The 14,391-nt window shown below is 65.3% G+C and carries 16 protein-coding genes and 1 riboswitch; of the genes, 3 read left to right on the top strand and 13 right to left on the bottom strand.

The window, feature by feature from the left end; all coding sequences use genetic code 11:
- The first annotated feature begins 1 nt into the window (after position 1).
- Positions 2–247: a hypothetical protein gene (locus tag QP965_RS05455; protein ID WP_179387346.1), complete on the top strand. Its 246-nt coding sequence runs from the start codon at positions 2–4 to the stop codon at positions 245–247.
- On the opposite strand, the gene QP965_RS05450 is transcribed toward QP965_RS05455, so the two are convergent.
- The 8 genes from QP965_RS05450 to QP965_RS05415 form a co-directional block, all read right to left on the bottom strand.
- Positions 244–504, bottom strand: coding sequence for a helix-turn-helix domain-containing protein (locus QP965_RS05450; protein ID WP_005327923.1), 261 nt, complete (start codon positions 502–504; stop codon positions 244–246). The genes QP965_RS05455 and QP965_RS05450 overlap by 4 nt on opposite strands.
- A complete protein-coding gene (ccsB, locus tag QP965_RS05445; protein ID WP_284844344.1) occupies positions 505–1,524 on the bottom strand; it encodes a c-type cytochrome biogenesis protein CcsB in 1,020 nt (339 codons plus the stop codon).
- Positions 1,525–1,618: 94 nt separating this feature from the next.
- Positions 1,619–3,250 (bottom strand): cytochrome c biogenesis protein ResB, encoded by a 1,632-nt coding sequence (locus tag QP965_RS05440; RefSeq protein ID WP_284844343.1) that lies wholly within the window; start codon positions 3,248–3,250, stop codon positions 1,619–1,621.
- 7 nt (positions 3,251–3,257) lie between these two features.
- The gene (locus QP965_RS05435) at positions 3,258–4,061 is read right to left on the bottom strand and encodes a cytochrome c biogenesis CcdA family protein (RefSeq protein WP_284844342.1); all 804 of its coding nucleotides are present in this window, start codon (positions 4,059–4,061) and stop codon (positions 3,258–3,260) included.
- Positions 4,062–4,673: a TlpA disulfide reductase family protein gene (locus QP965_RS05430; RefSeq protein WP_284844341.1), complete on the bottom strand. Its 612-nt coding sequence runs from the start codon at positions 4,671–4,673 to the stop codon at positions 4,062–4,064.
- Positions 4,673–5,281: a histidine phosphatase family protein gene (locus QP965_RS05425; protein WP_284766066.1), complete on the bottom strand. Its 609-nt coding sequence runs from the start codon at positions 5,279–5,281 to the stop codon at positions 4,673–4,675. Before QP965_RS05425 ends, QP965_RS05430 begins: the two co-directional genes overlap by 1 nt.
- Positions 5,282–5,303: 22 nt before the next feature.
- Positions 5,304–6,614, bottom strand: a complete 1,311-nt coding sequence (gene hemL, locus QP965_RS05420; protein WP_284844340.1) for a glutamate-1-semialdehyde 2,1-aminomutase — start codon at positions 6,612–6,614, stop codon at positions 5,304–5,306.
- 604 nt (positions 6,615–7,218) lie between these two features.
- Positions 7,219–7,533, bottom strand: a complete 315-nt coding sequence (locus QP965_RS05415; protein WP_005327239.1) for a DMT family transporter — start codon at positions 7,531–7,533, stop codon at positions 7,219–7,221.
- Positions 7,534–7,541: 8 nt separating this feature from the next.
- A riboswitch (guanidine-III (ykkC-III) riboswitch) is annotated at positions 7,542–7,607 on the bottom strand.
- A gap of 31 nt (positions 7,608–7,638) precedes the next feature.
- Here QP965_RS05415 and QP965_RS05410 point away from each other — a divergent pair.
- Both QP965_RS05410 and QP965_RS05405 read left to right on the top strand, forming a co-directional pair.
- Positions 7,639–8,487 carry an NAD(P)-dependent oxidoreductase gene (locus tag QP965_RS05410; protein ID WP_284844339.1) on the top strand — a complete coding sequence of 283 codons (849 nt, stop codon included), beginning with the start codon at positions 7,639–7,641 and terminating at the stop codon, positions 8,485–8,487.
- 116 nt (positions 8,488–8,603) lie between these two features.
- The gene (locus tag QP965_RS05405) at positions 8,604–9,641 is read left to right on the top strand and encodes an HNH endonuclease signature motif containing protein (RefSeq protein WP_284844338.1); all 1,038 of its coding nucleotides are present in this window, start codon (positions 8,604–8,606) and stop codon (positions 9,639–9,641) included.
- Positions 9,642–9,695: 54 nt separating this feature from the next.
- Here the strand turns inward: QP965_RS05405 and QP965_RS05400 are convergent, their stop codons facing one another.
- From QP965_RS05400 to hemB, 5 genes are read right to left on the bottom strand one after another with little or no spacing between them, the layout of a single operon-like run.
- Complete coding sequence (locus QP965_RS05400; RefSeq protein ID WP_284844337.1) at positions 9,696–11,075, bottom strand: protoporphyrinogen oxidase; 1,380 nt, start codon at positions 11,073–11,075, stop codon at positions 9,696–9,698.
- A complete protein-coding gene (gene hemE / locus QP965_RS05395) occupies positions 11,076–12,110 on the bottom strand; it encodes a uroporphyrinogen decarboxylase (protein WP_284844336.1) in 1,035 nt (344 codons plus the stop codon). It lies immediately after the preceding gene.
- 37 nt (positions 12,111–12,147) lie between these two features.
- A complete protein-coding gene (locus QP965_RS05390; protein ID WP_284815397.1) occupies positions 12,148–12,639 on the bottom strand; it encodes a tellurium resistance protein TerC in 492 nt (163 codons plus the stop codon).
- Positions 12,636–13,397: a hypothetical protein gene (locus QP965_RS05385; protein ID WP_284844335.1), complete on the bottom strand. Its 762-nt coding sequence runs from the start codon at positions 13,395–13,397 to the stop codon at positions 12,636–12,638. The genes QP965_RS05390 and QP965_RS05385 overlap by 4 nt, the downstream gene beginning before the upstream one ends.
- A 9-nt stretch (positions 13,398–13,406) precedes the next feature.
- Positions 13,407–14,390: a porphobilinogen synthase gene (hemB, locus tag QP965_RS05380; protein WP_284844334.1), complete on the bottom strand. Its 984-nt coding sequence runs from the start codon at positions 14,388–14,390 to the stop codon at positions 13,407–13,409.
- Position 14,391 lies beyond the last annotated feature (1 nt).

Genomic DNA, 14,391 nt, shown 5'->3' with positions numbered 1-14,391 from the left:
CATGGGCCGAATAATCCTCCTCCTACTCTTTGTCCTCGCCGCCTACCTCGTCTGGAAGGCCTTCGGGCCCTCGACATGGAAAAAGCGCGAGGTGGAACAACCCCGCGCTATCAAAGGCCCCGATGATGACGAGGAATTCCTCTGGAAACTGGAAAAGGAACGCTTCAAGCAGCGCCGCGCACAGGAGGCAGAAGAAGAAAAGCGCCGCCAGCGCCGCAAACGCGACGCCGACGGCGAGAAGGACTAGGCTTCCTTCGGCACGAAGCGCATCTCTAGGCCTAAGGCCTCGGCCACGGCCGTGATCTTTTCCCACCGCACGCCCGCACCACCGTGCTCGATGGTGTGAAGGGTGGAGCGGGAGATACCGGCGGCGTCGGCAAGCTGCTGCTGCAAAATGCCCAACTCGCGGCGCCGCTCAGCAAATTGGGCGCCAAGGCCCAAAATCACGGCATTATCGCCGGCCGGCTTGCCCTGCTTATGGCGCGGGCTCGTATGCTCCGCCATCTAGTTCAGCCCCGCGTAGGAGTGCAGGCCGGAGACGACCATATTGATAAAGAACAGGTTGAAGACCATCAGCGCCATCGCCATGACGTTGATCCACGGCGCCGCCTTGCGGAAAGCCGGCGTCGCACGCGCGTGCAGGTACGCGGCATACAGGATCCAGGTGGCAAAGGACACGGTCTCCTTCGGGTCCCAGCCCCAGAAGCGGCCCCAAGCGGACTCGGCCCAGATGGCACCCAAGATGATGCCCAGACCCAAGGTCGGCAGGGTGATAACTGCCAGGCGGTAGGCCAGCTGGTCAATCTTCGCGGCAGAAGGCAACGGGCGGGCTACAGCACCGAGGAGGCCATGCTCGGCATGCTTTGGCTGTGCCATACGCAAAAGAGTCAGCAGCGAGACAATGCCGGAGATAATACCGATGGACGCGCCCAAAGAAACCACGGTGACGTGGATGGGCAGCCAGTGCGACTGCAGCGCCGGCACCACCGGGGCGGACTCGGCATAGAGCTTGGTGGAGCCATAAAACATCAGCGCGAGGGTCGGGGTGAGCAGCCACGGCCACACGGTGCGCCATTCCTTACGCTGCATGGCCATATTGCCCACGAGCAGCACACCGAAGCTCACCATCAGCACGTATTCGTACAGGTTGCCAAACGGGAAGCGGCCGGTGGCCAGGCCGCGCAGCACAATCGCCGCGGCGTGCAGGGCAATGCCCACCCACATCAGCGCGCTGGTCATGCCGCCGAGCTTATCGGCCTTGCGCTCCTTTTCCTTCAGCTCATCGGCCGTGATTCCGGAAGAAGACTGGGCAACCTCGCCGGCATAGCTCTGCTTGTCGACGCCCCCAGCGCCCGCCCCCACCAAGACCTTCGCGGCCTCGGATTTCACGGCGCGGCGGCCCTCGATGATGCCCTGCATGCGTCCGTAATAAAACAGCGACAAAAAGAGCGCGACGCAGTACACCACAAAGGCGGTCTGCACCGCGATATCCGAGAAATTAGACAGATTCTGATCGATCTGCATGAATGCTCCTAGCCTTCACACGTGCGGGGTAAGTGCTGATTACCTTACTCAGCGAAACGACCCAATCCAACTTTTGTTGGATCGGGCCGGGGCGCTAATCGTCGGTATAAAGTTCGTCTTCTTCGACCTCGTCTGGGTCCGGCAGCTCCAGCAGCGCGCGGTGCAGCTCGTGGAACTCCTCGGACCAGCCGGCGCGGTCGGTACGGGCGAGACCGCCCATCTCCACGTCGGTGCCGCCGGCCGCATTCGGCCGCAGGCGGATGTAGACGCGGCGGCGCTTAATCACCAGCGAACCCACCAAGGAAATGAGCATTACCAGCGCGGAGGCCAGCACCCACTTCTGGAAAGGATCATAAGAGACCTGGTAGTTGGCGAACTCGCTGGCGCCGTCGAAGGTGATCTTCGTGCCATCGTCCAGGGTGACATCCTCGCCCTGGTTGAGGTTCACGCGGTCAATCTTTTGCAGCTGGCCGGACTGCACCAGGTTCGGGTCCAGCGAGAAGAAGGACTGCGGGGTGCCGGTGTCCAGGCCGGCATCGCCGCGGTAGATATCGATGGCCATCGCCGGATCCTGCAGCCCGGGGTATGCGGACTGCAGCAGCTTGCCGTTCTCGCCGGACCACTCGGCCGTGGGCGCGAAGAGGCCCTGGATGGCGATCTGGTTCTGGCGGCGGTCATAGAGATCCGGGTGCATGCCGGCCGGTGGGTCAAAGCGCATCGCACCAGAAGACAGGAAGAAGGTCGTGTCATTCGGCTGGAACTGAATGGTCTGGGTGCGCTTTTCGCCATTGGGCCATTCCACCGTGACCGTCGGTGCGTAGCCGTGGCCCTGCAAGTAGACGCGGTTGTGCGCTAGGCGCAGCGGGTGGTTGACCTTAAGCTCATAATCCTTCCACTCGGAGTCATCCTTGTAGATGTCTTCGTCCTCCGCGTAGGAAACGTTGGAGGTAAACATTTCCGCCTGGCCGTTGGGCAGGTATTCGGCCGCGAAGTCATGAGCGATGAGGCAGAAGGGGTGGAGACCGGTGCCGTCGAAAAGCGGGCCGGCGCGGAAGGAGTCAAAGTTTGACGTGGAGGTATTACAGAACTCCGTGGACTGGTCCAGGGTCTGGCCGCCGCCCTGCGAGCCGGACTCGGTGACCACGATGACCTGGCCCTCATAGTTGACCAAGCGGCCGGCGGCGACGGTAACCAAGATGGCCACCAGCGCCACGTGGAAAATGAGATTCGCCAGTTCGCGGCCGTAGCCGCGCTCTGCGGAAAAGGTGTGCACGCCGGCTCGGTCTTCTTCGGGGGAGTACTCGGCCACGCGCCACTTCTTCAGGCGCTTTTTAATTTCCGCGGATAGCTCTTCCTCGCTCTTATCCGAGTGCCCCTCGGCCGCCAGCGGCAGCTTGTGGAGGTACTTCGGCGCGCGCGTTGGCGGGGTCTTCCACGCCTTGTAGTGATCCCAGGAGCGCGGCAGGATGCAGCCCACCAGGGAAATGGCCAAGAGGATGAAGATGGCCTGGAACCAGACGGACGAAAAGACGTCGAAAAGCTGCAGCTTGTCGTAGATCTTCGCCACGTTGCCGTTGGACTCGATGAAGTCCTGCACGTTCTGCTCGTTGAGGTCGCGCTGCGGCAGCAAGGAACCGGGAATCGCGGCCAGCGCCAGCAAGAAAAGCAGCGCCAGCGCCGTGCGCATGCTGGTCAGCCAATGCCAGGCTTTGCGAAAATATTTCACGTCTCTCCTAAATCAGGGTTGCGCCAAAGTTGCCGGTCCACTGGCGGATGAGGCTAATAAACTCGCCCCACAGGCCGGTTACCAGGGCCAGGCCGACGAGGATCATGGCCACGCCGCCGATGACCTGGATGGTATGCGAGTGCTTACGGGCCCACGAAATCGAGCGCATCGCCCGCGCGGAGCCCAGCGCCACCAGCAGAAACGGCAGGCCCAAGCCCAGGCAATAAAAGATGATGAGCAACACGCCGCGCGCAGCCGTCATGCCTTCGGTGCCGACCGATACGGAAATAATGGCGGCCAGCGTTGGGCCCAAGCACGGTGTCCAGCCCAGCGCGAATATCCCGCCCAGCAGCGGCGCGCCTAGCCAGGTGGTCCAGCGCTTCGGTGCCATGCGGGTGTCTTTTTGCAGCGCCGGGATCGCGCCGAGAAAAACCACGCCCATCAGGATGGTCACGCCGCCGCCGATGCGCATGAGCGTTTCCTCATTGAGCCGGAGCGCGGAAATCGCGCCGAATACGGAGACCGTCGCCAGCAGGAAAACCACGGTAAAGCCCAGGATGAACAAGGCGGCGGCCAGTACCACGGCCCATTGCCTACGCTTGCCGACGCCCACCCCCAACTCACCGTCAAACGTAACCTCGCCGCCCACCACGCCGGCTAGGTAAGAAATATAGCCGGGCACCAGTGGGATCACGCACGGGCTAGCGAAACTCACCAGCCCCGCCACGGCGGCCGCGAGCAGGCCCAGAATCAGTGGGCCGGAGGTCGCGGCCTCGGCAAAGGAGTTGCCGATGCTCGCTGCGTTGTCCATTTATTCCTTTTCTAGTTTGTCCACTACGTCCATCACATCTTGGGCGGTGATGGACCGCAAAAAGACCGTAGCCGGGCGGTGCTGTTTATCCAAGACGATGGTGGTCGGGACCACGGAGGTGGGCACGCCGCCCAAGGCCGCCGCGGTCTTAAACGGTGGATCGTAGATGGAGGGATACTCCAGACCGTTATCTTCGAGGAAGTCATTGGACACCTGCGGGTTATAGTCGCGCACATTGATGCCCAGGACCGTACCGATCTGGCGTTTTTGCAGCTCGGAGTGGACCTCTTGGAGGTCATCGGCCTCGGCGCGGCACGGAGCGCACCACTGGCCCCAGGAGTTGAGCACGACGATTTCGCCCTCATAATCCTCCAGAGAAATGGTCTTATCCCTATCGCGCACATCCTCGCCGGAGAACGTGCGCAGCGGCTTGCGCTCGGATTCCTCGTAATTGATGACCTTTTCGCCGCCGGGCGTGATGAACTCGAAGTTTCCGCCGGTAGCAACCGCGTTTTGCGCGTTATCGGCGTCCTGCGAGCACCCGGCAAGCGGCAGCGCGATGGCTGCCGCCGCCAACACCGCGCCGACTGCGCGTCTGCGTTGTGCTGCCATTAAATCTCCTGGGCCGGCGAGGAGTAGAAGATGTCGGTGACCTGGTTATCCTCAAAAAGCAGGGAGGTAACCGAGGCCAAGTCGCATTCGCGGTTCCACGGCGCGTGCGGCAGGCGCTGGCCCAGCACGGTGCGCTGCACCATCACGATGGGCAACTGGTGGCTAACCAAGATCGCCTCGTGGCCGGCCGCGGCGGTGCGGGCGCGCTCGATGGAGCCCAGCATGCGCTCGGCAATCTGCTCATAGGGCTCGCCCCACGAGGGCTCCAGCGGGTTGACCAGCAGCGGCCAGCGGCGCGGGTTCCACAGCGCGGAACGCAGGCCCTTGGTGCGCAGGCCCTCGAAACGGTTGCCGGACTCGATGAGCGTCTTATCGACGTCCACGTCTAGCCCCGTTACCTGCGCAATCGGCCGCGCAGTTTCCTGGGTGCGCTGCAACGGCGAGGCCGCCAGGTAGGTCACGTCATGGTCGCGAAAGGATTCCGCGGTGCGCGCCGCCATGGAATGCCCGCGCGAGGACAGGTGATAGCCCGGGATGCGCCCGTAGAGGATCTTCTCCGGGTTGTGGACCTCGCCGTGGCGCACGAGGTGAACGATGGTGCGTGTCATGTCTCTCCTTGGTGTGCGGGACTTAATATGCGGGACGCGCGGCGGCCGCTGCCTGGGCGGCGGGCTTGAGGGCGGCTTCGATGAGTTCAAAGTCGGCGTCGGTAAGAGCATCCGAGACAAACCAGGTCTCGAACGGGCTCGGCGCGACGTAGATGCCGTTATCCAGCAGGGCGTGGAAGAACGGGGTGAAGCGGAAGGTCTCGGCCGCCTGCATATCGGCAAAGTTGCGGCCCTCGCCCTCGGCAAAGCGGATGGAGAACATCGAAGACGCCCGCTGGATGTGGTGCGCTACGCCCTCGGCCGACAGTGCAGAAGAAATCATGCCGGTCAGGCGGTCCGCGTTGGCCTGTAGGCGCTCGTAGAGCGATTCATCGGCCAACTCCAAAGACTTCAGGCCGGAGGCCATGGCCACCGGGTTACCGGACAGCGTACCGGCCTGGTAGACCGGACCGTCCGGGGCGAGGTAGTCCATGACCTCGGCGCGGCCGCCGAAAGCAGCGGCCGGCAGGCCACCGGAGACGACCTTGCCAAAGGTCACCAGGTCCGCCGCCACGCCGTCGACGCCGTACCAGCCCTTATAGGAGGTGCGGAAGCCGGTCATGACCTCGTCGAGGATGAGGAGGGCGCCGTCGCTATGGGCGACGTCGGCAAGCGCGGCATTGAAACCCTCTTCTGGTGCCACGGTGCCCATGTTGCCGGCCGAAGCCTCCGCGATAATGCAGGCAATCTCGCCCGGGTGCTGCGCAAATGCCTCGCGCACGGCCTCGATATCGTTATAAGGAACGACGATGGTATCGGCCGCCGTCGCGCCCGTAACGCCCGGGGAATCCGGCAGCGCAAAGGTCGCCACACCGGAGCCGGCCGAGGCCAACAGCGCATCCACATGGCCGTGGTAGCAACCCTCGAACTTCAGCACCTTGGCGCGGCCGGTGTAGCCGCGGGCCAGGCGCACCGCAGACATGGTGGCCTCGGTGCCGGAGTTGACCATGCGCACCTTATCGGCCGCGGTGCGCGACACAATGGCCTCCGCCAGCAAGGCCTCGCCCTCGGTGGGCGAGCCGAAGCTCAAGCCGCCCGCAGCGGCCTGCTGCACGGCCTCCACAATCTCTGGGTGCGCATTGCCGTGAATCATCGGGCCATAGGAGCTGACCAGGTCAACGTACTCGTTGCCGTCGGCATCCCACAGGCGCGAGCCCGCACCGCGCTCAATCACGCGGGCCTGGCCGCCCACGGAGCCAAACGCGCGCACCGGCGAGTTCACCCCGCCCGGAATCACCTTGGAGGAACGCTCAAACCACTGTTGCGACTGGGAAGTATTAGGCATGTCTGACATTCTAGCGATTCGCGCGCTATACAAAAGTTGGAGTGCGCGATTCACAGTCAGCCGCTAAACTTCGGGGCGTTGCACTTTTCAATTCGGGGGGATTTTCAATGCAGCGCACTCTCATTTTCGCCATCCTGGCCGCTTTCTGCCTCGCCGGTTGCGCTCAGCCCAGGCCCGAGCGGCCGCTGCCTACCTCGGTGGGTGCTACCCCGCTTGCCGACGCCCCCTCCTGGCAGCCCCCTCCCCGCCCACTCGCCCCGCGCGACCTTCCTCGGGAGGACAAGCCGGCCCCTCCCTCACCGCCGGCCGAGCGGCCTTCGCCATCGACCGCGGCGCTGGCGCCTGAGTCTGGTTCGCACCCCGGCCCGACTGCCGCGCCTCAGCAGCGGCCCGCACCAGCGCCCGCACCCGCACCGCGTCCGCAACCTGCGGTGCCGGCCCCACGCCCACCTGCGCGGGACAAAAGCGGCCTGCCGAACCTGAATATTCCGCCGCACGAGGTGCGCGGGCGCATCGAGGACGCGGTGCCTGATGTGCCGGCAGTGCCCGCTATGCCCGCGCCCGCCCCACCACCTGCGCCGCCGCTGCCGCCTGCGCCGCGGATTCCGGGCCTCTAACTCACCGCTTTCAGCCCCACGATGCCGCCGATGATCATGGCGAGGAATAGCACCTTCCACACCGTGGCGGCCTCGTGTCCGGCGGCGAAAGAATAGATAACCGCCACCGACGCGCCAACGCCCGCCCACACCGCATAGGCCGTGCCCACCGGGATGCTGCGCATCGCCCACGCCAGCCCGCCCATGGAAATCGCGCAGGCCACGAGGAAAATAAGCGAGGGCCACAGGCGCGTAAAACCTGCGGACTTATCCAGCGCCGCCGCCCACACGGCCTCGAATGCGCCGGAGAAAATCAAGATAAACCACGCCATAACTGCTTCCTGGCCGTCTTGTCGCGTTTCCGGGTACGGCTCCCTCGTCCGGGGCTCGCGCAAGTCGCGGCGAACCTGCACCCAATGATGGCACACTAGGAAACCATGAAGATTGCATTTCTTGGAACTGGCCGCATGGGAACCGAACTAGCCCGCCGCCTGCTCAACGAGCAAGACGGCATCGAATTGACCGTCTGGAACCGCACCGCCGAGCGCGCCCAACCGCTGGCGGAGGAAGGCGCCGAGCTTGCCGCCTCGCCTACCGAGGCCGTAGCGAACGCTGAGGTCATTATTACCTCTCTCTTCGGGCCCGACGATGTCCGCGAGGTTGTCGTCGAGCCGCAACTCATCCCCGCCGGCGTGACCTGGATCGACACCACCACCGTCTCGCCCAACGATGCCCGCGAATTCGCCGCCGCCGTGGAAACCTACGTCCACGCCCCGGTCGTCGGCACGCTCGGCCCGGCCCGCGAGGGCAAGCTCGGCGTCTATGTGGGCACGCCTAACGACGCCCGCCGTGAGCAAGCCATGTCCCTCGCCGAGTCCTGGGCGGGCGAAGACAAGCTCATCGGAGTGGAGGCGGCGGCCACGGCGGCCATCGGAAAGCTGCTGGCGAACCTCGCGCTCGCCGTCACCGCCGAGGGCCTGCTCGAAGCCCTGCAGCTCGGCGAGTCCGAGGGCCTGGACTCCGAGGTGGTGCTGCAGATGCTCGATATCACCGGCCTGTCTTTCATCGCCAATATGAAGGCGCCGTTTATCACCGGCGAGCGCAATACCGACCCGGGCGATTTCACCGTCGACGCCCTGGCCAAGGACGCCAAGCTCATGGAGATGACCTCCACCAAGCCACTGCCCGCCCTGACCGCCGCCATCGGCCGCTTCGAGGAAATGCAGGCCATGGGCCACGGCGATCAGGACTTCTCCTCCATCTTCGTTTTCCGCAATAAGGGCTAGTTATCCACAGGCCTGCCGGGCATGCGGGCCGAAATTCGCCCTGTGGGCCCTAGTTATCCACAGGTTCGCGCGCTCGCCCTCGCACAGGTTGCACGCCGTGGCTTAGGCTGCGGGGCATGACAGCTCTTCAGACTTATCTCGCGGCCCTGGCGCCCGGCATCGACATCGTTGCCGGGTGCGCCGGTATGTCTGAAGACCAGCTGCGCGCTGCCGGTGCGCCCAATAAAACGGCCCGCACTTTGCTCACGCTTGCCGACGCCCTCTTTGCCCCCACCTCCTTTACCCGCTTGCAGCGCCAGGCGGTGACCGCCGCCCGCGACCGCGCCCACCCGCTGCCCACGCTGGAGGTAATCGAGCGCTACGCTTCCCGCGCCAAGACCAAGCGCGACGCCTGGCGCCTGCGCGTGGAGCTGTGCCGCACCGCCGCCGATACCGATGAGATGGAAAAGCTGGCGCGCAAAAAGCTGCGCGAGCTCAATCCCCCAGCCCCGCCGCGCCCCGGCGTGCGCATCCGCCGCCGCAAGGACGCGCCATGGACCCTGGCAATTACCGGGCCCTCTTCGCTCATCGCGGACTTAGAATCCAGTCTGGATGAGGATGCTCCCCTCGACTCCGTAGCGGAGCTCTTCTCCCCTTCCGGCGCCTCACAGGCTGCCCGCCCGACCATTACGACCAACGCGATCATCACGCTCGACGAGCTTGACCGCATCATCGATGGCGACGGCGAGGAAATCACCATCCAGCTCACCAACGGCGCCCGCCTCACTGGCGCGGAACTCGTCTCGCGCACGCTGGCAGAGCGCGGCCTTATCACCCTCGTCCACCCCTTCGAGGGCGCGGTCAACCTCTACCGCACGGAACGCATGGCCAGTGAAAAGCAGCGGCTCATGGCTGCTGCCGAAAATCCGGTATGCCCGTGGGTCGAATGCAACTATCCGGCGGATAAATGCCAGGTGCACCACTTGCGGGCATGGCGGCACGGCGGCGATACCAATATGGCCAACCTCGCCACCTGTTGCCCGTACCACAACGGCGTCAACGACGACGATCCAAATGCCCCACCGGTGCGCGGGCGCCTCGTGCGACGCCGAGGCCGCGTGGTGTGGCAGCCGCCCTGGGCTGACACCGCGCCAGCACCGCCATCGTCCCTCTAGCCCCTAAACCGTCAGGCAGCAGGATGCCCTGCTGCCGCATTGGCATGCCCGCAGCTAGCGAGCGATACGAGCCGCAGCGGCGCGGGCATCCGCGATGACATTAGGTACGCCAACCCCGCCGGCCCAAGCGCCGGTGGCATCGATGCCCGGCGTCGCCGCGAGGGCACCGCGCGCACCGGCCACGGTTTCCAGGTGGCCAGCATCAAAGCGCGGCAAACCGCCGAACCAACGTTGGGTAAAAATCTCGGCAACGCCCGCGGCGCGGCCGTCGAAGCCGGTAAGGCGCTGAAGGTCGTCGAGGGCATAGTCGACGAGGTCATCTTCCTCGGCGCGGACGATGGCGTCGTCGCCAAAGCGGCCGAAGGAGGCGCGCACCAAGGCGCCACCGCGCTCGGCCAAGTGCGGCCACTTGCGCGAGGACAGGGTGAAGGCCTTGGCGTGAACGTCGTCTTGGTCGGTGGCCACGAGGATGCCGGAGTTTTGCGGCAATGCGTTGCCGGCCGGGTCCGTGTCGGACTCGAACTTCAGGCCCACGACTGCCGACGCCGCCAGCTTCACGCTCTTCAACCGCTCCGCCGCCCGCGGGGACACCTTGGGCAGCAGGCGCGCTGCGGTCGGGGCCGGGGTGGCCACCAGCACGCGGTCAAAGGGGGTGGTATCGCCGGGTGCGCCGGCCAAGCGGAATTTCTCGCCCTCGCGAGTGATGCCGGAGATGAAGGTATCGAGGTAGATCTTGGCACGGGATTCATCGGCCAGCGCCTCGTAGAGTTCTGCGTAGCCGCCGCGGAAGGTCTGAAAGACGGGGCCGCCGTTGCTCGGCTTGGCCGCGCGGGCTTCTTCCAGCGAGCGGACCGCGGCCGAGAGGGTGACTGGGCCGCGCTCGGAGAGCGCGTCGAGGGTCTCGGCCAGCGCTGGGATGGTCGCGCGTAACCCCAGGTCATCGGCCGAGCAAGAGTACACGCCGCCGAGGAGGGCGGAGATAACGTGGTCGACGAGGTCGTCGCCAAACTGCTGGCGCACCAAGCGGCCGACGGAGACGTCGCTGCCTGCCGTCCACTCGAAGGGCTCCTCGTTGTCGATGCGGCGGGCGGTCTCAGCCGAGACCAAGTGCGCGACCGGCTCCGAGTGCGAAGGAATGCCCATCATCCCGCCGCGCGGCAGCGGCTTAAGCTCGCCGGAGTACACCAGCGAATGCAGGCCGGAGGGCTCAACCAGGCTGTCACCTAAGCCGAGGGATTCGATGAATTCCACGGCGTCGTGGCGGCGGGCCAGGAAGGCCTCGGCGCCCATGTCGGTGGGGCCGTCATTAAACGGCACGGAGTACAGCTTGCCGCCGATACGGCCGGCGGCCTCGAAAACCTCAACGTCGTGGTCGCGCAGCTCGTAAGCGGCCGTCAAGCCCGCCAGGCCGGCACCAATAATCGCAATACGCATTTAGCCCTCCTCGTGAATGATGGATACGGCGCGGGTGATGGCCTCCGCGTCGGTAGTCGGCAAGACCCCGTGGCCGAGGTTCCAGATATGGCCGTCGATATCGCCGCGCTCGCGGGCCCGATCGACCTCGCCGCGGATGGTGCGCACGGCCTGGCGCACGGCGTCGTCGCCGGCAAAAAGCATGGCCGGGTCGAGGTTGCCCTGCAACACGCGGGCGCTCACGCGCTCGGCCGCGGCGTCCATGGGCACGCGATAATCGACGCCCATAACTTCCGACCCCGCCTCCGACATGGCCGGCAATAGCTCGCCGGTGCCGACGCCGAAGTGGATGCGCGGGATATCCACGCCCGCCAGGATTTCCCGGGAGTACGGCAGCACGAACTCGCGGTAGTCGCGCTCGTTGAGGTAGCCGGCCCAGGAATCAAAGAGCTGCATGGCGTCAATGCCGGCGTCGACCTGCACCTGCAGGAAACGGGTGATGGTCGGCACCAGGCGGCGCATGAGCATGTGCCAGGTCTCCGGCTCTGCGTGCATGAGCGCCTTGGTGCGCTCGTGGTTCTTGGATGGCCCGCCCTCAATGAGGTAGCTGGCCAGCGTGAACGGCGCGCCAACGAAGCCGATGAGCGCTTGGGTTTCGGTGAGCTCGGCTAGGATGCGGGCGATGCCCTCGGTGACCTCGGGGACGTCGGTTTCCAGCAGCGGCAGCTTGCCGACGTCCTCCCTACTCCGCACCGCCTGCTCCATCACCGGCCCGCGCCCCGGCACGATATCGACCTTGACGCCCGCGGCCTTGAGCGGGACAACAATATCGGAGAACAAGATGGCGGCGTCGACGTCGTGGCGGCGCACCGGCTGCAGGGTAATTTCTGCCAGCAGTTCCGGCATGAAGCAAGAATCAAGCATGCTGATCCCCTCGCGGGCGGCGCGGTACTCCGGCAGCGAGCGGCCGGCCTGGCGCATGAACCAGACTGGGGGTCGGGAGGGGGTGCGGCCGAGGGCGGCGTCGATAAGCGGGGCACGATTGAGTCGAGACATGCCCCAATTATGAATCAAAAGTTGGAGTGAGGGCTAATTAGCCACGCAAGCTGCGGTCCTTGATAAAGCGGTTGGACTGCGGCTGGAAAAGCAGCGCGAGGGCGACGATCAAGGTGATGGGGATAATCAGCAGCCCGAGCCCGCCGATGCCGAGTGCAAGAGCGGCGATATTGGTAAAAAGCGCGAATGCAATGACCACGGTGATGATGCGGCGCGCCCACTTGGACCCGCCGGCCAGCTGCGCCGCGAAGAGCGCAAGCAGGATGGCGCCGACGGCGTTGGTCACCGCGACAAATAGGCGATTGGAATGGAGGTACTCCGCGACCTGCGCATTCTGTGGCTCCACCTGTGGCCCTCCCGAGCCGAAGATGCCCACCATGCCGCTCACCAGCATGATCACGGCGCTGACGACGAGCACCCAATAGGCCCAGCGCAGCTGTCGCGGCCACGCATCGAGGTTCTCCTTGGCGGAGGTGTTTCGGGCCGCCCGGTTATAGTCCCGGGGCCCGGGCCGCTCGGTATTATTCATCGCTTGTTCTCCCGGTCAGTGCGGCTAGCACGGTCGGCACGGTTGGTGCGGTCGGGGCGTTCGCGCTTGCCGCCGTCATGCTTGCCGCGCTGGTCATCCTTGGAGCGCTTGCGCTCTTCTTCGGCGCGCTTCTTCTCGCGCTGCGCTTGCTCGAGTTCTTTTTCCAGCTCGCGCATCTGCTCGAGTTCGCCGGTGTAGTCCAAGGTCTCGGCCCGCACGGAGAAAATCAGGCCGAGCACCGCCGCGACGCCGACGAGGATCTGCACCATGCCATCGGCGGCAAAGAGCCAATCGGGCACGTCCGCGCCGGCCGGGGTGACCATGAAGGTCAGCAGGATGCGGAAGCCGAAGTACAGCGAGAAGGCAAACCACACGCGGCGCGAGGTGCCGGCCCGCTTGCTGCGGTTAGCAAGGGACCGCAACAGGAAGGCCAACAGCACGATAATCGCAAGCGAAATGGCCGCCGAAAGAGCGACGGAGCCGTAGGCGGCGGTGCTGAGGAAGGCGTCGGAAAGCTGGGCTTCATCCACGCCGGCCGGTGCGGATTTGGCCATGTCCTTGGCCTGCGACATGAGTACGTCGTGGTTGAGCAGCGTGAGCACCACGTTGAGCACCTGGTGCACGGCCTCGCCGCATAGCGCGCCCAGCCACAGCCACAGCATGTACGTCACGGACTCCGGCCGCTGCTGCTGCCGCGGCGGGCGTTGCGTGTGTGGCGGGCGCGGAGCAGGGGCGGGCGACGGGGGCGTAGCAGTCACAGGGGTCCTTTACTTGAGCAGGCGGGCGGCTTCGGTAGCGAAGTAGGTCAGAATCTGGCCGGCGCCGGCGCGCTTGAATGCGGTCAGCGACTCGAGCATGATGGCCTCGCCGTCGATCCACCCGTTGGCGGCCGCGGCCTTGACCATCGCGTACTCGCCGGAGACCTGGTAGACCGCGACCGGCACGGGAGAAGTCTCCGCCACGGCCGAAAGCACATCCAAGTAGGGCAGACCGGGCTTGACCATGACGAAGTCCGCACCCTCTTCGATGTCGAGCTCGGCCTCGAGCAGGGACTCGCGGAAGTTGCGCGGATCCTGCTGGTAGGTGCGGCGATCGCCTTCGAGGGAGGAGCCGACGGCATCGCGGAACGGGCCGAAGAAGGCAGAGGCGTACTTGGCGGAATAAGCCATGATGGCCACGTCCTCGTGTCCGGCCTCGTCGAGGTCGGCACGGATGGCGGCAACTTGGCCGTCCATCATGCCGGACGGGGAGACGATCTGGGCGCCGGCGCGGGCTTGGGAGCGGGCCATGTCTTGGTAGAGCTTGACGGATTCGTCGTTAAGCACACGGCCCTTGTCATCCAGCACGCCGCAGTGGCCGTGGGAGGTGAATTCGTCCAGGCAGGTATCGGCCATGACGATGAGGTCATCGCCGAATTCCTCGTGCAGGCAGGAAATACCGCGGTTCAAAATGCCCTGCGGGTCCCAGGCGACGGAGCCGGTATCGTCCTTGTCCTCATCGAGCGGCACGCCGAAAAGGTCGATACACCCCACGCCGGCCTCCAACGCCTCTTCGGCCGCGCGGCGCAGCGAGTCGAAGGTGTGCTGGTAGACGCCCGGCATGGAGGGAATCTCGCGCGGTGCGTCGAGGCCGTCCACGATGAACATGGGCAGAATCAGGTCCGAGGGGCGGACCTCGGTTTCGGCCACGAAATTGCGCATCTGCGGGGTGGTGCGCAGGCGGCGTGGGCGGCGGGCTGGGAAGGTGCTCATT

The sequence above is a fragment of the Corynebacterium sp. MSK074 genome, assembly GCF_030229735.1.
In the GTDB taxonomy this organism is placed as follows: domain Bacteria; phylum Actinomycetota; class Actinomycetes; order Mycobacteriales; family Mycobacteriaceae; genus Corynebacterium.
This window is presented reverse-complemented; position numbering and strand designations above follow the sequence as displayed.

Coding starts and splice junctions, on each gene's coding strand:
- ccsB (WP_284844344.1), bottom strand. CDS start 1,524: ATGCAGATCGATCAGAATCTGTCTAATTTCTCGGATATCGCGGTGCAG.
- QP965_RS05430 (WP_284844341.1), bottom strand. CDS start 4,673: ATGGCAGCACAACGCAGACGCGCAGTCGGCGCGGTGTTGGCGGCGGCA.
- QP965_RS05410 (WP_284844339.1), top strand. CDS start 7,639: ATGAAGATTGCATTTCTTGGAACTGGCCGCATGGGAACCGAACTAGCC.
- hemL (WP_284844340.1), bottom strand. CDS start 6,614: ATGTCAGACATGCCTAATACTTCCCAGTCGCAACAGTGGTTTGAGCGT.
- QP965_RS05400 (WP_284844337.1), bottom strand. CDS start 11,075: ATGCGTATTGCGATTATTGGTGCCGGCCTGGCGGGCTTGACGGCCGCT.
- QP965_RS05435 (WP_284844342.1), bottom strand. CDS start 4,061: ATGGACAACGCAGCGAGCATCGGCAACTCCTTTGCCGAGGCCGCGACC.
- QP965_RS05390 (WP_284815397.1), bottom strand. CDS start 12,639: ATGAATAATACCGAGCGGCCCGGGCCCCGGGACTATAACCGGGCGGCC.
- hemE (WP_284844336.1), bottom strand. CDS start 12,110: ATGTCTCGACTCAATCGTGCCCCGCTTATCGACGCCGCCCTCGGCCGC.
- hemB (WP_284844334.1), bottom strand. CDS start 14,390: ATGAGCACCTTCCCAGCCCGCCGCCCACGCCGCCTGCGCACCACCCCG.
- QP965_RS05405 (WP_284844338.1), top strand. CDS start 8,604: ATGACAGCTCTTCAGACTTATCTCGCGGCCCTGGCGCCCGGCATCGAC.
- QP965_RS05415 (WP_005327239.1), bottom strand. CDS start 7,533: ATGGCGTGGTTTATCTTGATTTTCTCCGGCGCATTCGAGGCCGTGTGG.
- QP965_RS05450 (WP_005327923.1), bottom strand. CDS start 504: ATGGCGGAGCATACGAGCCCGCGCCATAAGCAGGGCAAGCCGGCCGGC.
- QP965_RS05455 (WP_179387346.1), top strand. CDS start 2: ATGGGCCGAATAATCCTCCTCCTACTCTTTGTCCTCGCCGCCTACCTC.
- QP965_RS05425 (WP_284766066.1), bottom strand. CDS start 5,281: ATGACACGCACCATCGTTCACCTCGTGCGCCACGGCGAGGTCCACAAC.